The organism is Halioxenophilus sp. WMMB6 (assembly GCF_033283405.1).
Taxonomy (GTDB): Bacteria; Pseudomonadota; Gammaproteobacteria; order Pseudomonadales; family Cellvibrionaceae; genus Halioxenophilus.
This window is the reverse complement of record NZ_JAWMQR010000003.1, coordinates 225,583-244,931: the sequence shown is the minus strand read 5'-3', so window position 1 is coordinate 244,931 and position 19,349 is coordinate 225,583. Positions and strand designations below refer to the sequence as shown.

Sequence of the window (19,349 nt, the reverse complement as noted above, 5' to 3'; positions counted from 1 at the left end):
CTTGTTAAAGAATAGCGTCTTTGCGCAAATTTAGGCTTTACTAAATTTGCGTTTTTTTACTCCTCCTGAATCCAAAAGTTCAAAAATTTTTCATCTGGGAGTAAAGGGGCAACGTGACTGTCGCTAAGAGACCGTCCTAAATTGATCTACGGTCCTTGAGATAGGTCCAGGGCGTTAATTCACCTAGTGATATGGCTCACACAATTTGCTCAGTTACGACTATTGTGACTTACGTCCGTCCAGCTGCGCGTCTGATCCACTAAGGGAAGTGAATTTTACTAGCAGATAATAAGCTGATTGGTAAGATTAACGCCCACGTTAGTGGCGGTATGATTTATTATTTTCGAATATCTGTGCCAGAGAGTTAAGTTATTTCACCTTTGTAAGCATGGGGCAGCTAATGCCACCCCTCGCCTATGATGACCGGCAATGTATTCCAGCCAATTTGGAAACTGGAAGCGGGTCTTTCGGCATTTGCCATATCAAAACTGTAATTAGGTACTCGTTCCAGAAAGGTTTTCACCATCGTTTTTATCTCTAAACGGGCGAGGTGGGCCCCAATACAAAAATGCATTCCCTGGCCAAATGCCAGCGTTCTTGGGATATGTCGATCCCACTGAAAGCTATACGGGTCTTTATACTCGCGGTCATCCCGTAAAGCAGAGGCATTGAGGAGAAACACTCTCTGGCCAGGCAGCATCTTTTGGCCGTTGATGGTGACTTCTTTATGCACTGTTCTTATAAACCACTGTGCGGGCGCGCAGTAGCGCAGCATCTCTTCCACCGCTTTGGGGGTGTTCTTCTCCAAGTCTGAGCGAACAGCAACCTGCTGTTCGGGGTGGTTGGCAAGCTCCATTAATCCATGTGCGGTGACCTTGGGTACGGATTCAATACCACCAATAAATGCACATACCAAATTTTGTGCTACTTCTGCCGCGTTTAAGGCTCGGCCTTCTAGGCGAAAATTGATTAAACCATCAACCATAGGGACAGAGCCGTCGGCGCCTGCGTCCATTCTCGCCTGTACGTAGGGCAGATAGTGTTGAATTGCCTTTTTTGCGGTGGCGGCAGAATCAAAGCCACCCAGTTCTGGGTCGGTGGTAGTGCCGGAGTTGACTAAATCCAGGCAAAATTCAGCTTCCTCTTTTGGCATCCCCATTAGGTGCATGATTGTGTTCGAAGAGACATAACCGCCGAAATCGCGAGTTAAATTGAATTTGCCCTTAGGTAGAAGCTGGTCAAGCCGCTCGTTAGTCAATTGGAGAATAAAATTCTGCAGCTGTTTAAGTTGGGCGGGCATCATGGGTGCAATATGGGCACGCCGTACTTGACTGTGGATAGGGTTGCCCAACCGCTGTGAAATAGGAAAGGGATCCAGGCCTGCCACTTCCGGTGCTTGCCCGTGGTTGTGTACACGTAAAGCTGCCGGGGTTGGTAGTGACCCTTCGGTTTGCATAAAGGTGTTATCGGTATAGGAGAGAACCTCAGCGATATCGGCAAATCGAGACAAAAAATAGCTATCGTATTTCTCTAGGTAGTAGAAAGGCTGTTCTTGTCTCAAGTATTCGTAGAAAGGGGTAGGGTCTTGCATTACCGCTGGAGTGAACGGATCGTAATCCATGACTTGCGGTTGGGTCTGATTATTCATGACTATTATGCCCTTCCAAAGTGGGACAGCGTATTTTGGCGATAGGCGCTGTTATTTTGAACGACTGGCGGTTGTTATTCTGTTAGGCAATTAGCTAACATATCGTCAGTTATTGGTGGCTAATGTAGCCTATCTCAACGTATAATGCTAGGCCGTATTGAAATTTAGCGGTCGCGTCTTGTTTTTAGCCTAGATTGGTTATTTTCTGTTTAAGGTTGAGGAAGCTACTTTATGCTGTTCAACGGTTGAACCCTTGGTGTAAGCGAGCCAATAACATAGCAAGACGCAAGATGAATAATAAAAAGTGAGGCCCTTAATGGATTCGTTGATCGATCGTTATAGAGGTGGTGCACGACTTTTCGCTACCTGGCTGTCTATTGGTAGTACCTACACTGCGGAGACGCTCAGTGGTTGTGGTTATGATTGTCTGGTGCTGGATACACAACATGGTGCAATAACCTGGGATCAGTTGGGAGCCGTGATTCAAGCTGTGGATCTAAACAAGGTGCCCTCTTTGGTGCGTGTGGGCTGGATTGACCATATCCAAATAATGCGTGCTCTCGATCTCGGCGCTGCCGGGGTCATTGTGCCGATGGTCTCAACGGCAGAAGAGGCGCGGCGTGCAGTGGCCGCCTGCCGTTACCCGCCAGGGGGAGTCCGTTCTTTTGGTAGGGTACGCAACTATTATGGCAAAGATCAGCGCCAGCACGAGCCGCTCTGCTTGGTCATGATTGAGACCGAGGAGGGGCTAAGGAATGTTGCCGATATTGCTGCCATCGAAGGAGTTGACGGGTTGTTTATAGGGCCGGTCGATTTGGGTTTGGCGTTGGGGTTGGGTGTGGTCTTGGACGAGAATAAAACGCTATTTTCAGCCATCTCCACGGTGGTTCAGGCCTGCCAGGAAAACGCTAAAATCTGCGCTAGTGCCAGTTTTAGTGGTAGCTACAGCAAAGCTTTGCTGCAATTGGGGGTGAACTTCATTGTGCAGGGCAGCGATGTCGGCTTTATTCGTACAGGCGCTACTGAAATGGTGAGGCATTTTAGAGAGTTATAAGGGTTATACCATAATGGATGAGGTGGTTTGAACGTAAATCCACTCCCTGGTAATAACATAAAAATAAAGTATTTCCGGAACTTTAAATGAGCAATCTCAAAGCAGAACTGGTAGCCATAGTCGGTGAGAAATACCTCTTTGAAAATTCAGCTATCGAAGAGAAGTATCGGCTGGATATTACAAAAAAATACAGTGGTAACCCGACTTTTTTGCTTAAACCTGTGAGCACTGAGCAGGTCGCTGCCATACTGGCGTGTGCCAATAAGCATGAGCTTGCGGTCACGGTTATTGGTGGCCAAACTGGTACCTGCGGTGCGGCGGTGCCTGCGAATGGCGGGCTTGGTTTATCGCTAGAGCGTATGAACCAAGTTTTAGAGATTGACCAGGATGCCATGACCATGACTGTGGAGGCCGGTTGCATACTACAGTTGGCAAGCGAGGCGGCGGAAGAGCATCAGTTGCTGCTGCCGTTGGATCTGGGCGCGCGTGGTTCGGCAACCATAGGTGGTGTTATTGGCACCAATGCCGGCGGTAATCGTGTGCTGCGCTGGGGTATGATGCGTGACATGGTTTTGGGTCTGGAAGCGGTTCTGGCGGATGGCACGGTCGTCTCATCATTGACCAAAATGTTAAAAGATAATGCTGGCTATAACTGGAAACAACTGCTTATTGGCAGTGAAGGTACGCTGGGTATTGTTACCAAAGCGGTAGTGCGCTTACGACCATTACCTACTACCACTCAAACAGCGCTCCTGGCCATGGATGATTTTGACAACTGCATGGCAGTACTCCGTGAGCTTGGCCGTACGCTTTCGGGCAGACTCTCTTCCTTCGAATTAATGTGGGAGGACTTTTATCGACGTATGAGTGAGTCACAAGTAGATGCGGGGGCCAAACCTCTGCCGCTGGGTCACACTTACTATGCCTTAATTGAAGCCATGGGTGGGGACGAACATGCCGATGCAGAGCAGTTTGAACGAGTGTTGACGCACCTACTGGAAATGGGGCTGGTTGCTGATGCAGTATTGGCACAGTCAGAGCGTGAGCGCCAGGCTTTGTGGAATATTCGAGAGGAGATGCAGCATGGGATTGCGCCTATGCGGCCGTTTCGAAGTTACGATGTGAGTATGGGGCAGGCGGATATGCCCTCCTTTGTGGCGGCCGCTCGCGCGAATCTAATCGCACACTACCCCAACGTAGAGGTGATATTTTACGGCCATGTGGGTGACGGTAATCTGCACGCAGTAGTGAGTGTTGGCGAGTTAAATGATCAGATTGCCCATACCTTGGATATGGCTATCTACGAGGCGGTGGCCGATGTGGGGGGCTCTATTTCGGCTGAGCACGGAGTGGGCTTATCGCGAGCTCCGTATTTAACCATGACCAGAAGCCAAGAGGAGATAGCATTAATGCGTACTATCAAGTCGGCACTGGACCCGAAAAATATCTTAAACCCAGGTAAATTAATCCCCAGTTAACCTTTGAATTCGGATTCCTGCACACCACAGGTGTCCATATCCAGGGCATATAAACCACCGTTGGCCTCGCTGTTTTTACCTATCGGTAAGCGGGTGGTCGTAACAAACAGGGTTGACATTTGGGGCCCGCCAAACGCTGGTTTAGTCGGGTTGCAGACCGGCAATTCCACTACGCGATCCAACTGACCATTGGCTAGGTACCTTCGTAGGGTACCTGCGCCCACCGCGGCCAGCCAGAAGCCGCCTTCAGCATCTACCGTGGCGCCGTCAACAAAACCTTCGCCGTCATGTAACTGTAGAAATTGTTTCGGATTGCTTAGATTACCGGTATCCGGATCCAGATCGTAAGTGTCGACTCTACGGGTGGGGGAATCCGAAATATAAAGCGTTTTACCGTCGGGGCTAAATGCCATGGCGTTTGCCACACTAATGTTGTTAATCACTGGTGTGAGCTGGTCGCCATCCAGTCTAAAAATGGAGCCACCTTTTGCATCACGATTGCTTGGTGAAAAATGGTGGTCATAGGCTCCAACCCAGAGCCGACCCTGGCGGTCTGTTTGGCATTCGTGCAGCTTCACATAGTCGGGTAGCGGTGACTTTACACGTAGGCTCAGCTTTTCTGTGCCAGGGTCAAAGTCGTATAGCCCGTCGGCAAGTACCACCAGGAGCGCCCCTTTGGGTTTAAGCACAATGCCACCTACTCTCGCTGGCATTGGCCATACTTTATGTTCACCAGTATCTGGTTGCCAGCGGTGTATTTGCGGAGGTTGCTCGCAATTAACCCAATAGAGCGCTTGCTCCTCGCTTGACCAGAGTGGGGTTTCGCCTAAGTGGTTTTCGGCAGCGAGTGCGCATTGAAAGCGTGGTGATGAGGTCATGGTGCATACCTGGCAGATGCAATATTTATTATTGGTTGCAAACAATTTCTGATGTAAGTGCGGATTGACTTAAGCCGAACCTGGATAAATAATAAACCGTCAGTTATTAAAGATAAAGTAAAAACAGGTTGATTTATTTGACTGGCGACTGAATTCAACAGAGGCTCGCTGTTAATCAAAATCGATTCTCGCAAGCGCTCTTATGCGGGCTTCGCTCTATTCGTGTGTGGGGCCTGAGACGCGATGCGCCGAATTTACATACAATAGGTGTCAGGCGCTAGTAGCGTTGCCCTAATCTCCTCATAAATCATTGGCAGCCTGTCTCGAAGGCTTAGAGATAATAATAATGAATAGTTTTGATGAAACGCGTGATTTCGTCGTTGTCGGTTGTGGCGGCGGTTCCATGTGTGCAGGCCTGGTTATGCGCAACAGTGACAAGGATATTTTAATCCTGGAAAAGTCCAACCTGGTTGGTGGCACCACTGCCCGCTCGGGAGGTGTGATGTGGATTCCCAACAATCAGTTCATGCATCGCGATGGTATTGCCGACAGCTTTGAAAAGGCCTCCACTTATCTGGATCAAGTGGTAGGCGACTTCGACGACCAGCCGGGTGCAACAAAAGCTCGCCGCAACACCTACCTTGAACAGGCGCCAGCCATGGTTGATTTCCTGGTTAAGCAGGGTGTTGAGCTTACCCGGGTTGCCTACTGGCCGGATTATTACGATGAACTTCCCGGCGGCAGTGAGGCTGGCCGAACAGTGGTTGCCAAGGTGTTTGATTGTAATGAGTTGGGTGAGTGGGCAAACAAGTTGCGACCCAGTTTTGCGCCTCTGGCGGGGCCGCTCGATGAACTGCTGATGATTCCCAACTTTAAGCAGTCTTGGCGTTCGAAATTCATCATGTTAAAAACCGTGCTTTACAACCTTGGAGCCAAACTTCGCGGTAAAAAGCCGGTTGCCTGTGGTGCTGCCCTGCAAGGCCGAATGTTGAAAGCAGCACTGCAGGTGGGAGTGGAGATTCGTTTGAACTCTCCCGTATCGGAGTTGATTGTCGAAGATGGTGCGGTCACTGGTGTAGTAACCCAGGAGGGGGGCAAGACGAAAAGAGTTGGCGCCCGCTTAGGCGTGCTGATCAACGCCGGTGGTTTCTCGCATAACCAGGCCATGCGTGATCGTTTTCAACCGGGAACCTCAGCAAAATGGACCAACACCATCGAAACCGATACTGGTGAAATGATCCAAGAGATGATCAAACAGGGGGCTGCCGTAGCACAAATGGATGCCTTTGTTGGCTATCAAACGACTATTCCGCCCGGTTGTGAAGATAACCCAGTTAAGCCAGCCATGCAGGCTGTTACTGCCGCACCGCATGCTATTTTGGTTGACCAGACCGGCGTTCGTTACATGAATGAAGGTGGCTCCTATATGGCGTATTGCCGAGGTATGCTTGAACGCCATAAAACCTACCCTGCGGTACCCAGTTGGGCTATTTTCGATAGCCAATACATTACTAAGTATATGTTTGCCGGAACCATGCCCGGAGCCAAAAAGCCAGCGAATTGGTTAGAGAGTGGTTACCTAAAGAAAGCCGACTCAATTGAGCAGTTAGCGGATTTATTGGCTATAGAGCCAGGTGTGCTGAGTGCGACCGTGAACCGGTTTAATGGCTTTGTTGCCAACAACCACGATGAGGATTTTAATCGTGGTGCCCGGGCTTACGACCGCTGGCTGGGAGACCCTTGTCATCAGCCGTCAGCGTCACTAGGGAGCATCTCGCAGGGGCCTTTTTACGCTGTTGAAGTTTATCCTGGGGATGTTGGCACCTATGGCGGAGTTGTTACCGATAGCGATGCGCGGGTATTGGACGAATCGGGTAAGGTAATTCCCGGGTTATATGCCACTGGTATTTCTACTGCGTCTGTGATGGGAAGGTCCTATCCGGGGGCGGGCAGTAGTGTTGGGCCATCCTTCGTGTGGGGTTATGTGGCCGCTAAGCATGCGTTGCTAAATGCCAATAGATAACGAGCAATTACTGTAGCCCACCGAATGCACTACAAAAGAAGCCCGGGTTACACCCGGGCTTCTATAGATCGTTTCGCCAAGTGTTTTATACGACTGACCAGGCAATCGATTTAAGGTCCGTAAATTCGCAGATGCCCTCTGGGCCCCATTCGCGACCCATGCCACTCTGTTTGAATCCGCCAAATGGCAGGTCGCCAATGATAGACATGCCGCCATTGACCGAAATCGCACCGGCGCGGATTCTATTGGCCACATATTTACCTCGTTCCAAATCACCTGAAACCACGTACCCGCCCAAACCGTAGATGCTCTCATTGGCTATTCGGATAGCATCTTCGTCATCCTCAAAGGGGATGACCACCAGTACCGGTCCAAAGATCTCCTCCTGGGCAATTCGCATATCATTGGTTACATCAATAAAACAGGTGGGTTCAATAAAAAAGCCCGTACCTTTATCGGGACGTCTGTTGCCGCCGTGCAGCAGGTTTGCGCCTTCATCAAGACCACATTGAATATAACCCATCACCCTTTCCTGCTGACGTTTGGAGATGACCGGCCCCATAATATTTTCGGGGTTGTCAAAATCTCCCCACATCTCTTCAAAGCCTTGGTAAGCAAGTGACAGGCACTCTATGGCCTCTTGGTAGCGGCTCTTGGGTACAAGTAGTCGCGTTGGTAGTGCACAGCCTTGGCCGGCGTGAAAGACGGCAATGGAGCTCATCACAGCCATGGGAAAGTCGTCGGCATCATCCAAAATAATACGCGCGGATTTCCCGCCCAGCTCCAAGAATACTCGTTTTAGTGTGACTGAACCGGCCGCCATTATGCGTCTACCTACGGCTGTTGAGCCGGTGAAAGAGATCACGTCAACTCGCGGGTCGGCCGTTAACATCTCACCGGCCATGGCTGGATCGGAGGAGGTGATTACGTTGAATACTCCCGCTGGAAGCTCGGCTAGAGCGGCTAATTCTCCCATTATGGCCCCCATTAAAGGGGTGTCCGGAGCGGGCTTTAATACAACCGTGCAACCCGCAAGCAGAGCGGCGATGACTTTGCCTACATTTATATAAAGGGGTACGTTCCAAGGGGTAATTGCGCCAACCACACCAAGTGCTTCACGGGTGACGACGCGTTCAGTGTTACTGCCCATAAATTCCCGAACGCCACGACTCTCCTGCCAGGTAACACTTGCAAACGCGTTGACCAGATCCCTAGCTCCATCCAATGCACCTTGAACTTGAAACAGGTTAGCCGCGCCGACACCCGCTCCCACTTCTACCCGTGCAATAGTGACTAACTGCTCGCGGTGCTGTTCCAGCTGTTCAACAAAACGGGTCACTGCCTGGTGTCGAGCTGTGTGATTGCGGGACCAGTCGGTCTCATCGAAGGCTTTTCGGGCAGCGCTAATCGCATGTTCGATATCGGCGGCGGTGGCTTCTGCAGCCTGGCCGACCACTTCGCCGGTCCAGGGGCTGATATTATCAAAGAGTTTGCCGTTCTGTGCTGGCCGTGACACGCCTTCAATAAATAGATTGGCAGTAGGTAGGGGTTCCATCTCAGTTCTCACTATTCGTTATTATTGACTATGGAAGATTGCAGTCGGGCCCGGCTGCAGCCGACTACCGGTGACTAACTCTAGGCCAAACAGACCAACCAATACTCCATGTAAATTGGGCTAACACTACTGTTCTAGCTACATAGGTTGCCAAAGTAGGGTAGTGTAGTACAATGATTAAAACTAACGCAAGATCAGTTATTGTGTGGCTGTGTGTTGGCTATAACACGTTATTAGGTAGCTTGATTTACAGTGCGCTAGGATATGGCTTCGCCATAACCTACCATAATCAAGTGATTTTCCGAAACTAATCAGCAATTTGGTAGGCGCCTGGGTGGGTAAATAGGCGGTTGAGTAGTTTGTTTTCTGAATCATAATAATTAATAAGGTGTCATCTATGTCTCGTGTAATGAAAGGTGTCAAAGTGCTGGAAGTCGCTCAGTTCACCTATGTGCCAGCAGCTGGCGCTGTGTTGGCGGATTGGGGGGCGGATGTCATAAAGATCGAACACCCAGTACGCGGCGATACTCAAAGGGGGTTTGTCAACCTGGGCGGAATGCAGGTGAACCCGAAACGCAGCCCCTTTGTCGAGCACCCCAATCGAGGCAAGCGCAGTGTTGGTGTCGATGTGTCCAAACCGGAAGGCGTAAAGATAATTTATGAATTGGCGAAATCTGCGGATGTGTTTCTCACCAATTACCTGCCGAACCAGCGGCAAAAGCTTAAGATAGACTTGGAGCATATCCGCGCTGCTAACCCAAATATTATCTACGCCCGTGGTAGTGCTTACGGTGATAAGGGGCCGGAACGGGATGTGGGTGGCTTCGACAGCACTGCCTTTTGGAATCGTAGTGGTATAGCTCACGCCTTAAGCCCACCCGAATTGGGCGGTCCATTAGGCCAGTCGATCCCAGCGTTTGGCGATTCTATTGGTGGGATGTTTATTGCGGGCGGCATTTCGGCGGCGCTGTTTCACCGCGAAAAAACCGGCGAGGCTATGGAGATCGATGTCTCATTGTTAAGCACCGCGTGGTGGGCAGCCGGTACTTCAATCGACATGGCGCTCGACAGTGGCCGGGTTGGATCTGCTTCCATGCCATCGTCCGGCAGCGCACCGGGTAATCCATTTTTAGGTAATTTCACTACTGCCGATGGCGGTACTATCAACCTCTGCACTCTTACACCCGGGCCACATATTCGCAGCCTGTTTGAACACTTGGGGGCTCCTCAGTACGCCGATGATCCGCGTTTCTCTACCGCCAAGAGCTTAATGGAAAATTGGCAAGCGGCGAGCTCAATTATTGTTGAGCTATTTGCCCAGCAGCCCTTTCACTATTGGCGTGAGCATTTAAAATCCTTCACAGGTCAATGGGCGCCGGTTCAGAGTCTGCTGGATATGGGGCAGGATGAGCAGGCTCTGGCCAATGACATGCTATTTGAGGTGGAAGCCGGTGATGGTGGTGAGCCAATAAAATTAGTGCGTAACCCTGTGCAGTTCAATCATGAACCGGTGGCCAACACGCGTGCCCCGGAAGCATCTGAGCATACCGAAATAGTATTAATGGAGATGGGGCTGGCGTGGGAGGAGATAGAGGCGCTGAAAGAGTTGGGCGCGATAGCCTAAGCGTTCCAATAGGAAAGTCCATGAAGTCGCGGAGGTTGCTTTATATGTGCATCCGATCTTCAATAAAGCTAAAAATTAAAAAGATTTAGGAGAGTAATGGTGTCTGAATCCAGTGTACAAACCTTAGCGGACAAATTGGCGATTCGAGAAGTTCTGGATGAATACTGCTTACGCCTTGAGGTCAATGCTTTTGAAGAGTGGCTCGACCTCTTCACTGAAGATACCGTCTACGAAGTTTTCAGGCAAATTCTACAAGGTAAGGCGGCTGTTGGTGGTATGTTGTCGCAGGCGCCGCACGGTGTTCACTTAGGCGGAGCCGCCAGAATAGTGCTCCTTGGTGACAGTGCCGAAACCGTTCAAAATTATATTTTTGTCGGTGATGACCCACAATTTTCAAATCAAGGTTGGTATTTCCGTACGCTGGTGAGAACAGCCAGTGGCTGGAAAATTAGTCACACACGAGTAAAGCTGCAAAAACAGATTAGCACTTCGTAAATTGCCCATCATATCAACGTGATAATTCTCTAATAAAAATAATTGGTGGTGCTCTCCCTTGAAAAATGAATATACCTATATCGTAGTCGGTGCTGGTTCCGCCGGCTGTGCTGCAGCTTATAAGCTCTCTGAAAACCCAGATAACTCCGTGTTACTCATTGAGAGTGGACCTGAAGACAAGAGTCAGTTTATTCACATGCCGAGAGGTATTGGCCTATTGCTGAACCCTGGCAGTAAATACATTTGGGAAAACGAGGTGCTAACCGGAGTGCAGGGCTATTCCGAACGCTGGGTGCGAGGTAGAACTCTAGGAGGCTCCAGCTCCGTGAACGGCATGATTTACATGCGTGGTGCGCCCATGGATTACGACGGTTGGCAGGCTAATGGTTGTGATGGTTGGGGTTGGGAGCAGGTGGGCCCTAAATTTGTCGAGTTAGAGTCTCACGATCAAGGCGCAGGGCCGTGGCGAGGAGCCAACGGCCCTCAGCGTATCACCACACACTCAACGGGTGACTCTCTGTGTGAAGCGATATTAACTGCCGGTCAGGAGATGGGAATCGCTCGAGTCAATGACGTTAACGATCTTACTGCCGTGCGTGAAGGTGGCTTTGGTTACCAAACTACGACTCGTTATGAAGGGGAGCGATATAGTGCCGCGAAAGCATTTTTGTCGTTAGCCAAAAATCGATCCAATTTCGACATACTCACTGAAACCGATGTGGTCAAAGTCGTGTTCGATCAGTCGCGGGCGGTGGCCGTTAAAATACGCAATCGCGACGGGGAGCGCAGTATTCGCGCCAGCAACGAGATCGTACTGTCGGCGGGTTCCTTTCAAACGCCCAAAATATTACAACTCTCTGGTATTGGCCCTGCAACCTTGTTGAATGAGTTTGGTATACCTGTGGTCTCTCATTTGCCTGGCGTCGGGCAAAATCTGCGCGAACATCGCCATGTCGATTTAACATTGCACGTTAAAAGCCATAGCCAGAATTCAAGCCTGGGCGGTATTCAGGCGATCTGGTCCCTGCTTAAATATAAGTTTTCGCACAGCGGCCCGATGTCGCACGCCGCCCACGAAATTGGTGGGTTTGCGAAATCCGATCCCAGTCTGGATCACGCCGACCTGCAGTTTGGTTTAATGTCTGTTTCTGCTTGCGAAAGTGGTAAGGGTGGCGATATCGCCCTGGACAAATTCCCCGGTATCACTTTTATTACCTATTTCACCCGCCCAGAGAGTCAAGGTGAGGTACGTATTCAATCCGCCGATCCTGAACAATCCCTGTATATCAATGTGAATCATCTCAGCGCTGAAATAGATCGACAAAAATTTCTTGCGGCACATCGGTGGAATCGACGTTTAGCAGCGCAGCCCGCTTTAAAAGAGTGGGTGGTGGAAGAGGTTCGACCTGGCCCGGCGGTGGAGAGTGACGAAGAGATTTTGGCGAAAGCCCTTTCGTTTAGTGGTACTTGTTACCACTCTTCCGGTACAGCCCGAATGGGTAACGATGAGATGGCGGTGGTCGACGCGCAGCTGCGGGTGCGAGGTGTTGAAGGTTTGAGAGTGGCGGATACTTCCGTGATGCCCACGATGGTATCGGGTAACACCAATGGTCCGGCCATGATGATCGGCTTGCGGGTGGCAGATTTTATACTGCAGTAGATTCCTATTGAGGGTTAGCGAAACCCGCTATCGCATTAATAAGTCTGTTATTGCATTAATTTAGAAGGGCAGGTTGAAAGGTAGATAGTGTTCCATCACTGGCTGGGAAAACTGGCTAGCCAACAACAAAAAATGGAGGGGGTATACACTTTTCATTGGTTATTAATAACCAAATCCGGTGTATACATCCTCCATTCTTAATAGTCATATCAACTTGATGAGACACCTCCCGGTGTCTCAATTAAGCAGACATATTCTATTGGCAAGCCTCGCAATCGGGATCATCCAGAGAACAGGCTTTGGGTACTTCTGCCGCCTGTGCTGCCGCTTGGCTACCGGAGGTTTCGCCGGCAGAAACGGCATTCAGCTTGCTGTTTTTGACGGTGGATTTCTCCGTGGTGGTGGCCGCCAATGCGCGCAGGTAGTAGGTGGTTTTCAAACCACGGAACCAGGCCATGCGGTAGGTGATATCGAGTTTTTTACCACTGGCGCCACTGATGTAGAGGTTCAGGCTCTGTGCTTGGTCGATCCACTTCTGGCGACGACTGGCGGAATCCACCAACCAGCGTGGCTCCACCTCAAAGGCGTTGCGGTAGAGCTCTTTCAGATCCGCTGGAATGCGGTCGATGGGCTGTACCGAACCTTCAAAGTATTTCAGGTCGTTAACCATTACCGTATCCCACAGGCCACGGGCTTTGAGGTCGTGTACCAGGTAGGGGTTAACCACGGTGAATTCGCCGGACAGGTTCGACTTCACGTAGAGGTTTTGGTAAGTGGGTTCAATGGACTGCGACACACCGGTAATGTTGGCAATGGTCGCGGTCGGCGCAATCGCCATCACGTTGGAGTTGCGCATACCTTGGCTCATAACCCGTGAGCGCAGGCTGTCCCAGTTGAGGGTGCGGGTGGTGTCCACTTCCAGGTACTTCTCACCACGCTCCTCTTTCAAGCGCTCGATGGAGTCGATTGGCAATATGCCCTGGCTCCAGAGTGAGCCCGGGAAGGTGGAGTAGGCTCCGCGCTCGGCCGCCAGATCACAAGAGGCTTCAATGGCATAGTAGCTGATCACTTCCATGCTGCGGTCGGCAAACTCAACGGCACCGTCGGAGGCGTAGGGCAGGCGCATGCGGTAGAGCGCATCCTGGAAGCCCATGACACCCAGGCCGACCGGGCGATGTTTGAAGTTACTGTTCTGCGCGCTGTCGACGGAGTAGTAGTTGATGTCGATAACGTTATCGAGCATGCGTACCGCGGTGGAAACTGTCTGCTTCAGCTTGGCGGTATCCAACTGGCCGTCAACAATGTGCTGGGCCAGGTTGACGGAGCCCAGGTTACAGACGGCAATTTCTTCGTTGGCCTTGGTGTTGAGAGTGATCTCGGTACAGAGGTTGGACGAGTGCACAACACCGACATGGCTCTGCGGGCTGCGCAGGTTGCATGGGTCTTTGAAGGTGATCCAGGGGTGGCCGGTTTCAAACAGCATACCCAGCATTTTGCGCCACAGATCGAGTGCTTTGATCTTCTTGGAGAGCTTGAGCTCGCCGCGGGCGGCCATCTGCTCGTACTGCTCGTAGCGCTCTTCAAACGCGCGGCCGTAGAGGTCGTGCAGATCGGGTACGTCGCTGGGCGAGAAGAGGGTCCACTCCTGGTCTTCAAACACGCGCTTCATGAACAGATCGGGAATCCAGTTGGCGGTGTTCATGTCGTGGGTACGGCGGCGGTCGTCACCGGTGTTTTTACGCAGATCCAGAAACTCTTCCACATCCAGGTGCCAAGTCTCCAGGTAGGCACAAACCGCGCCCTTGCGCTTGCCACCCTGGTTGACCGCAACGGCGGTGTCGTTGGCTACTTTCAGGAAGGGGACAACGCCCTGAGACTTGCCGTTGGTACCTTTGATGTAAGCACCCAAGGAGCGTACCGGAGTCCAGTCATTACCCAGGCCGCCGGCAAATTTGGAGAGCATGGCGTTGTCCTGAATGGCACCGTAGATACCGTGCAGGTCATCGGGGATGGTGGTCAGGTAGCAGGAGGAGAGCTGTGGACGCAAAGTGCCGGAGTTAAACAGCGTCGGCGTGGAGCTCATGTAGTCGAATGAACTGAGCAGGCGGTAGAACTCAATAGCACGCTCGTTTTTGTTCTCTTCCCGAGCGGCCAGGCCCATGGCGACGCGCATAAAGAAGACCTGGGGCAGTTCGATGCGGACATCGTTGCTGTGGATGAAGTAGCGGTCGTAGAGAGTCTGCAGGCCGAGATAGCTGAATTTGTCGTCGCGGGTGTGATCCAGGGCGCGGCCCAGGGTGTCGAGGTCGAAGCTCAGCAGTTCCGGGTCGAGCAGTTCCAGCTCGACACCCGCTTTAATATAAGCAGGCAGTGCCGGTGCGTAGAGGTCGGCCATCTCGTGGTGAGTTGCCTGTTCGGCCACACCCAGGAAGCTCAGTGCCTCCGAACGCAGTTTGTCGAGTAGCAGGCGGGCGGTGGCGTAGGTGTAGTTGGGCTCTTTCTCAACCAGGGTACGCGCGGTGATCACCAGGGAGGTATTCACGTCGTCCAGGGTTACGCCGTTATAGAGGTTGCGCATGGCGCCTTTGAGAATCTCTTCCGGGTCGACCTCGGCCAGGCCGGCACAGGCCTCTTCCACCAGTGTGCGCACACGCACCATGTTCAGTGCCTGTTGGCTGCCGTCGGGCATGGCCACCAGGATGGTACCGAACTCGGCGTCGGGCACCGGGTTTTCAATGGTGGCGGCCTTGGCGGCACGCAGGCGGGCATGCTCCTCGCGATAGAGTACGTAGTCGCGGGCAACCTTGTGCTCACCGGCACGCATCATCACCAGTTCAACCTGATCCTGGATATCTTCGATATGCATGGTGCCGCCGGACGGCATGCGGCGTGAGAAGGTGGCGGTAATCTGTTCGGCGAGTGAGGCGACCGTCTCACGGATACGCGAAGAGGCGGCTGCGGTGCCACCCTCCACGGCCAAAAAGGCTTTGGTCATGGCGATGGCAATTTTGCTTTCATCATAGGGTACGACAGTGCCGTTGCGTTTGATGACGCGCATTTGTCCTGGGGCTGTGGCGGCCACGTGGCTGGTGCGGCCAGACGCAGCGGGGGTGTAGCTGGTGGTTGGTTTGGCTGGATTGACGTCCGTCTCGATTTGCATGCACGACTCCGTGGATGGTCTTTAGCGGTTGCTGAGTAGTAGTGTTGTTATTGGTGGCCTTGCGATTTGGGCATTCGGTGTGCCGAATGGTGGTGTGCCCGTGAAAACGAACCGGAATTGGGCAGACTGCGCCGGGATGCCCAATTGTTAGGCGAAGTTGGTGCGGCGCCTAACGAAAAAACCCCTATATATAGGGGTTGGTTCGAATTTGGATACAAGATAATGCGGTTTGAGGGTGATTGCAAGGCAGTAATTCTGGTGGTTGCTTGTGGATAATTTGTGGGCAAACCGGGGATGTCAGTAACTACTACTCTTCCACCTGAGCAACGGCGAGGAGTGGCGCGGGCTAGCGGCCAAGTGGAGTCAGACAGAGTTGTTTATATATTTTTTTTCAATCAGAAAAGAGATTTGATATGCCAACAGCGGAGCCGCTGCCGGCATTAGATTTCGATCTGCGGAAAACCGATCAGGTGCTTTAAATTGAGGCGGATGGGCACCTGGTGGCCGATGGCAAAATCGAGGTGGCTGGGGAAGCTGGCCAACAGCTTCTCTTTGGAGGCGAGCTCCAGCGTGTAGAGGGTGGAGGTACCGGCGAAGACCTTGGCCACCACCCAGCCGTGGCACTGGCTGGCCGGGTCGTGCACGACATCGTCGGGGCGCAGGAGAATATTGATGCCATTGGCCTGCTGCCAGTCGCTGCGGCTGTGGCAGTCGATCTCTCCCAGCTCGGTGGCGAGCTGGCCGTTGGCCGACATCCGGCCGGAGAGAAACACCCCCTGGCCGATGAAGTTGGCCACAAATGGGCTATTGGGCTGGTGGTAGAGGTTGTAGGGGGTATCCCACTGGTGCAGATGGCCATTCTGCATCACACCGATACGGTCGGCAAAGGCGAACGCCTCTTCCTGGTCGTGGGTGACCATAATAGCGGTGATGTGCTGATGCTTGAGGATAGCGCGCACCTCCAGAGCCAGGGCCCGGCGCAGCTCTACATCCAGGTTGGAGAAGGGCTCATCGAGTAACAGCAGGCGCGGCTTGGCGGCCAGCGCCCGGGCCAATGCTACCCGCTGCTGTTGGCCACCGGAGAGCTCGTGTGGGTAGCGTTCGCCCATGCCGGCCAGTTGCACCAGCCCCAGCAGCCGCTGGCAGACCTCTTCCCGCGCCGCTTTCGACTGTTTATAGAGGCCGAAGGTGATGTTTTCGCAAACACTCAGGTGTGGGAAGAGAGCGTAATCCTGAAACACCAGCCCCACCTGGCGGTGTTCCGGCTCCAGGGTGTAGTCCGGGCTCGACAGCAGTTTGCCATCGAGGGTGATGCTGCCCGCTGCGAGCGGGTGGAAGCCGGCAATGGCGCGCAGGGCGGTGGTTTTACCGCAGCCGCTTGGGCCCAGCAGGCAGGCAATATCGCCCTCGGCCATTTGCAGGCTGAGGTTCTTCACCACGGCCTGCTGCTGATAATTACAGGCGATCTTGTCTAACTGCAGAAAACTCATTCAACAACCATCAAACCGACAACAAAAACTCCATCAATGCCTTTTGCGCGTGGAGTCGGTTTTCCGCCTCGTCCCAGACCACAGAGCTGGGGCCATCGAGGAGGGTCTCGCTCACTTCCATGCCGCGATAGGCCGGCAGGCAGTGCATAAACAGAGCATCGGCAGCCGCCAGGCTCATCAGCTCTTCATTGACCTGATACCCGGAAAAGATGCGCTGCCGCTGCTGTTTTTCTTTGTCCTGGCCCATGGAGGCCCAGGTGTCGGTGACCACCAAGGCGGCACCGGCAACGGCGGCTTTGGGGCTGCGTACCACGGCGACTCTATCACTGTTTTCATCCAGCAGGGCTTGATTGGGCTCAAACCCTTCGGGGCAGGCGACCTTGAGCTCGAAATCCCACTGGCGGGCGGCGTTGATAAACGATTGGCACATATTGTTGCCATCGCCCACCCAGGCGACGGTTTTGCCTTGGATAGAGCCGCGGTGTTCGTGGTAGGTCTGCATATCGGACAGCAGCTGGCAGGGGTGGTAGTCGTCCGTCAGGGCGTTGATCACCGGTACCCGGGAGTTGGCGGCAAAGGCTTCCAGCATCTGGTGGCTGTAGGTCCGAATCATAACGATATCGACCATGCGGGAGATCACCTTGGCGGTATCCTCCACCGACTCGCCGCGCCCCAGTTGGGTGTCGTTGGGCGAGAGAAAGATGGCGTGGCCGCCCAGTTGCGCCATGCCGGCCTCAAACGACACCCGTGTGCGAGTGGATGATTTTTCAAAAATCATGCCCAGGACTTTGTTTTTCATACTCTCCCGCGCAGTGCCAGCCAGGCGTTCGGCTTTCATTTCGATAGCCCGGTCGATGACCGACTTCAGCTCGGCGGGGGATAGGTCCATTAGTGTGAGAAAGTGTCTCATAGGGTGATCCTGAAATTTGATGCCACTGTCGGTGGTGACATTTCAATCGCTATATTTCTTTTAACGGCTGGTCGGCCATTGCTGTTTTGCTGTCAATGTCAGCGCAAAGAGCATGCCGGCCGCACCTGGGTGCGGCCGGCATTGCGTTGGGTAGGTAGATTACAACGCGTGGAGTACTTCCGATATGACATCAACAATGGTATCGGCTTGTGCATCCGTGGTGATCAGTGGCGGTAACAGGCGCACCACATTGCCCGCCGTGAGGTTGACGATCAGGCCGCGCTTTTTGGCCTCCGCCACCACCGGCAGATCGTTTTGGTCGAGCTCAATACCGAGCAGCAGCCCCTTACCCCGTACCAGCTTAACCCGTGGGCAGTCGCTGAGTTTGGCCTGCAGTTGCTTCAGCATGGTCTCACCCAGACTGGCCGCGCGCTCAATGTAGCCGCCGTCGACAACCTCATTCACCACGGCCAGTGCGGCGTGGGTGCACAGTGGGTTGCCACCGAAAGTGGTGCCGTGGTTGCCGGGGTTAAGTACCTCGGCGGCGGCACCACGGGCCAGGCAGGCGCCGATGGGCAGGCCATTGCCGAGCCCCTTGGCGGTAGTGACTACATCGGGTAGCAGGTCGTGCCACTGGTAGCAGAAGTATTTGCCGGCGCGGCCGTTGCCGGTTTGGATCTCGTCCAATATCAGCAGCAGGCCGCGTTCATCACACAGCTCACGCAGTTGGGGCAGGTAGTCCTCGGCGGGAATATTAATGCCGCCTTCACCCTGAATGGGCTCAACCATCACCGCCACGATGTTGGAGTCACTTTTCACCACCTGCGTCAGTGTTGCCACATCGTTGTAGGGAACGTGCACAAAACCGGGTACCAGGGGTTCAAAGCCCTTTTTGATCTTGTTGTTGCCGGTGGCGCTCAGGGTGGCCATGGTACGGCCGTGAAAGCTGCCCGAGGCGGTAACAATAATCGGGTGGTGAATGCCTTTATCCTGGCCATATTTGCGGGCAATTTTAATCGCCGCTTCGTTGGCTTCCGCCCCGGAGTTGGAGAAAAACACACGGTCCATGCCAGACAGTTGCCGCAGACGCTCGCCCAACTTCTCCTGTTGATCAATCGCAAACAGGTTGGAGGTGTGCATCAGTGTGCCCGCTTGCTCGGCGATTGCGCGAGTGATGGCGGGGTGCGAATGACCGAGACCGCAGACCGCGATACCCGATAACGCATCCAGATACTGATTGCCCTCGTCGTCCCATAACAGACAGCCTTCGCCCCTTACCAGTTTGGCAATGCGCGGGCCGTATGTATTCATCAAGGCATCTTGGCTCATGGTTGTGCTATTTTACCCCTCAATTACAAGGCTGGTTGGCCAGCC

13 protein-coding genes are annotated in these 19,349 nt (G+C 52.9%); 6 read left to right on the top strand and 7 right to left on the bottom strand.

All coding sequences use genetic code 11. The features are described from left to right. Positions 1–397 precede the first annotated feature (397 nt). On the bottom strand, positions 398–1,648 hold the full coding sequence (locus SBL51_RS10035; RefSeq protein ID WP_317930791.1) for a cytochrome P450: 1,251 nt from the start codon (positions 1,646–1,648) through the stop codon (positions 398–400). Between the two features lie 316 nt (positions 1,649–1,964). On the opposite strand from SBL51_RS10035, the gene SBL51_RS10030 reads away from it, so the two are divergent. Both SBL51_RS10030 and SBL51_RS10025 read left to right on the top strand, forming a co-directional pair. Further along, complete coding sequence (locus tag SBL51_RS10030) at positions 1,965–2,702, top strand: HpcH/HpaI aldolase family protein (protein WP_317930790.1); 738 nt, start codon at positions 1,965–1,967, stop codon at positions 2,700–2,702. 86 nt (positions 2,703–2,788) lie between these two features. Further along, entirely contained in the window at positions 2,789–4,180 is a 1,392-nt protein-coding gene (locus SBL51_RS10025) for an FAD-binding oxidoreductase (RefSeq protein WP_317930789.1), read from the top strand. Here the strand turns inward: SBL51_RS10025 and SBL51_RS10020 are convergent. Beyond that, positions 4,177–5,058 (bottom strand): SMP-30/gluconolactonase/LRE family protein, encoded by an 882-nt coding sequence (locus SBL51_RS10020; protein WP_317931147.1) that lies wholly within the window; start codon positions 5,056–5,058, stop codon positions 4,177–4,179. The genes SBL51_RS10025 and SBL51_RS10020 overlap by 4 nt on opposite strands. Before the next feature lie 346 nt (positions 5,059–5,404). Between SBL51_RS10020 and SBL51_RS10015 the strand changes: the two genes are divergently transcribed. Then, the gene (locus SBL51_RS10015) at positions 5,405–7,081 is read left to right on the top strand and encodes an FAD-binding protein (protein WP_317930788.1); all 1,677 of its coding nucleotides are present in this window, start codon (positions 5,405–5,407) and stop codon (positions 7,079–7,081) included. 85 nt (positions 7,082–7,166) lie between these two features. Here the strand turns inward: SBL51_RS10015 and SBL51_RS10010 are convergent, their stop codons facing one another. Further along, entirely contained in the window at positions 7,167–8,636 is a 1,470-nt protein-coding gene (locus SBL51_RS10010; RefSeq protein WP_317930787.1) for an aldehyde dehydrogenase family protein, read from the bottom strand. Positions 8,637–9,033: 397 nt separating this feature from the next. Here SBL51_RS10010 and SBL51_RS10005 point away from each other — a divergent pair, with 397 nt between their 5' ends. The 3 genes from SBL51_RS10005 to SBL51_RS09995 all read left to right on the top strand — a co-directional run bounded on the left by SBL51_RS10005 (position 9,034) and on the right by SBL51_RS09995 (position 12,415). Beyond that, entirely contained in the window at positions 9,034–10,260 is a 1,227-nt protein-coding gene (locus SBL51_RS10005) for a CoA transferase (protein ID WP_317930785.1), read from the top strand. 99 nt (positions 10,261–10,359) lie between these two features. Then, positions 10,360–10,755 (top strand): nuclear transport factor 2 family protein, encoded by a 396-nt coding sequence (locus SBL51_RS10000; protein WP_317930784.1) that lies wholly within the window; start codon positions 10,360–10,362, stop codon positions 10,753–10,755. A 58-nt stretch (positions 10,756–10,813) separates the two neighbouring features. Then, positions 10,814–12,415, top strand: coding sequence for a GMC family oxidoreductase (locus SBL51_RS09995; protein ID WP_317930783.1), 1,602 nt, complete (start codon positions 10,814–10,816; stop codon positions 12,413–12,415). A gap of 256 nt (positions 12,416–12,671) precedes the next feature. Here the strand turns inward: SBL51_RS09995 and SBL51_RS09990 are convergent, their stop codons facing one another. From SBL51_RS09990 to SBL51_RS09975, 4 genes are all read right to left on the bottom strand, one after another. After that, on the bottom strand, positions 12,672–15,575 hold the full coding sequence (locus SBL51_RS09990) for a ribonucleoside-diphosphate reductase subunit alpha (protein WP_317930782.1): 2,904 nt from the start codon (positions 15,573–15,575) through the stop codon (positions 12,672–12,674). A 440-nt stretch (positions 15,576–16,015) separates the two neighbouring features. Beyond that, positions 16,016–17,065 carry an ABC transporter ATP-binding protein gene (locus SBL51_RS09985; protein WP_317930781.1) on the bottom strand — a complete coding sequence of 350 codons (1,050 nt, stop codon included), beginning with the start codon at positions 17,063–17,065 and terminating at the stop codon, positions 16,016–16,018. Positions 17,066–17,075: 10 nt separating this feature from the next. Further along, on the bottom strand, positions 17,076–17,975 hold the full coding sequence (argF, locus tag SBL51_RS09980) for an ornithine carbamoyltransferase (RefSeq protein ID WP_317930780.1): 900 nt from the start codon (positions 17,973–17,975) through the stop codon (positions 17,076–17,078). Between the two features lie 159 nt (positions 17,976–18,134). Further along, positions 18,135–19,304 (bottom strand): acetylornithine transaminase, encoded by a 1,170-nt coding sequence (locus SBL51_RS09975; protein ID WP_317930779.1) that lies wholly within the window; start codon positions 19,302–19,304, stop codon positions 18,135–18,137. Positions 19,305–19,349 lie beyond the last annotated feature (45 nt).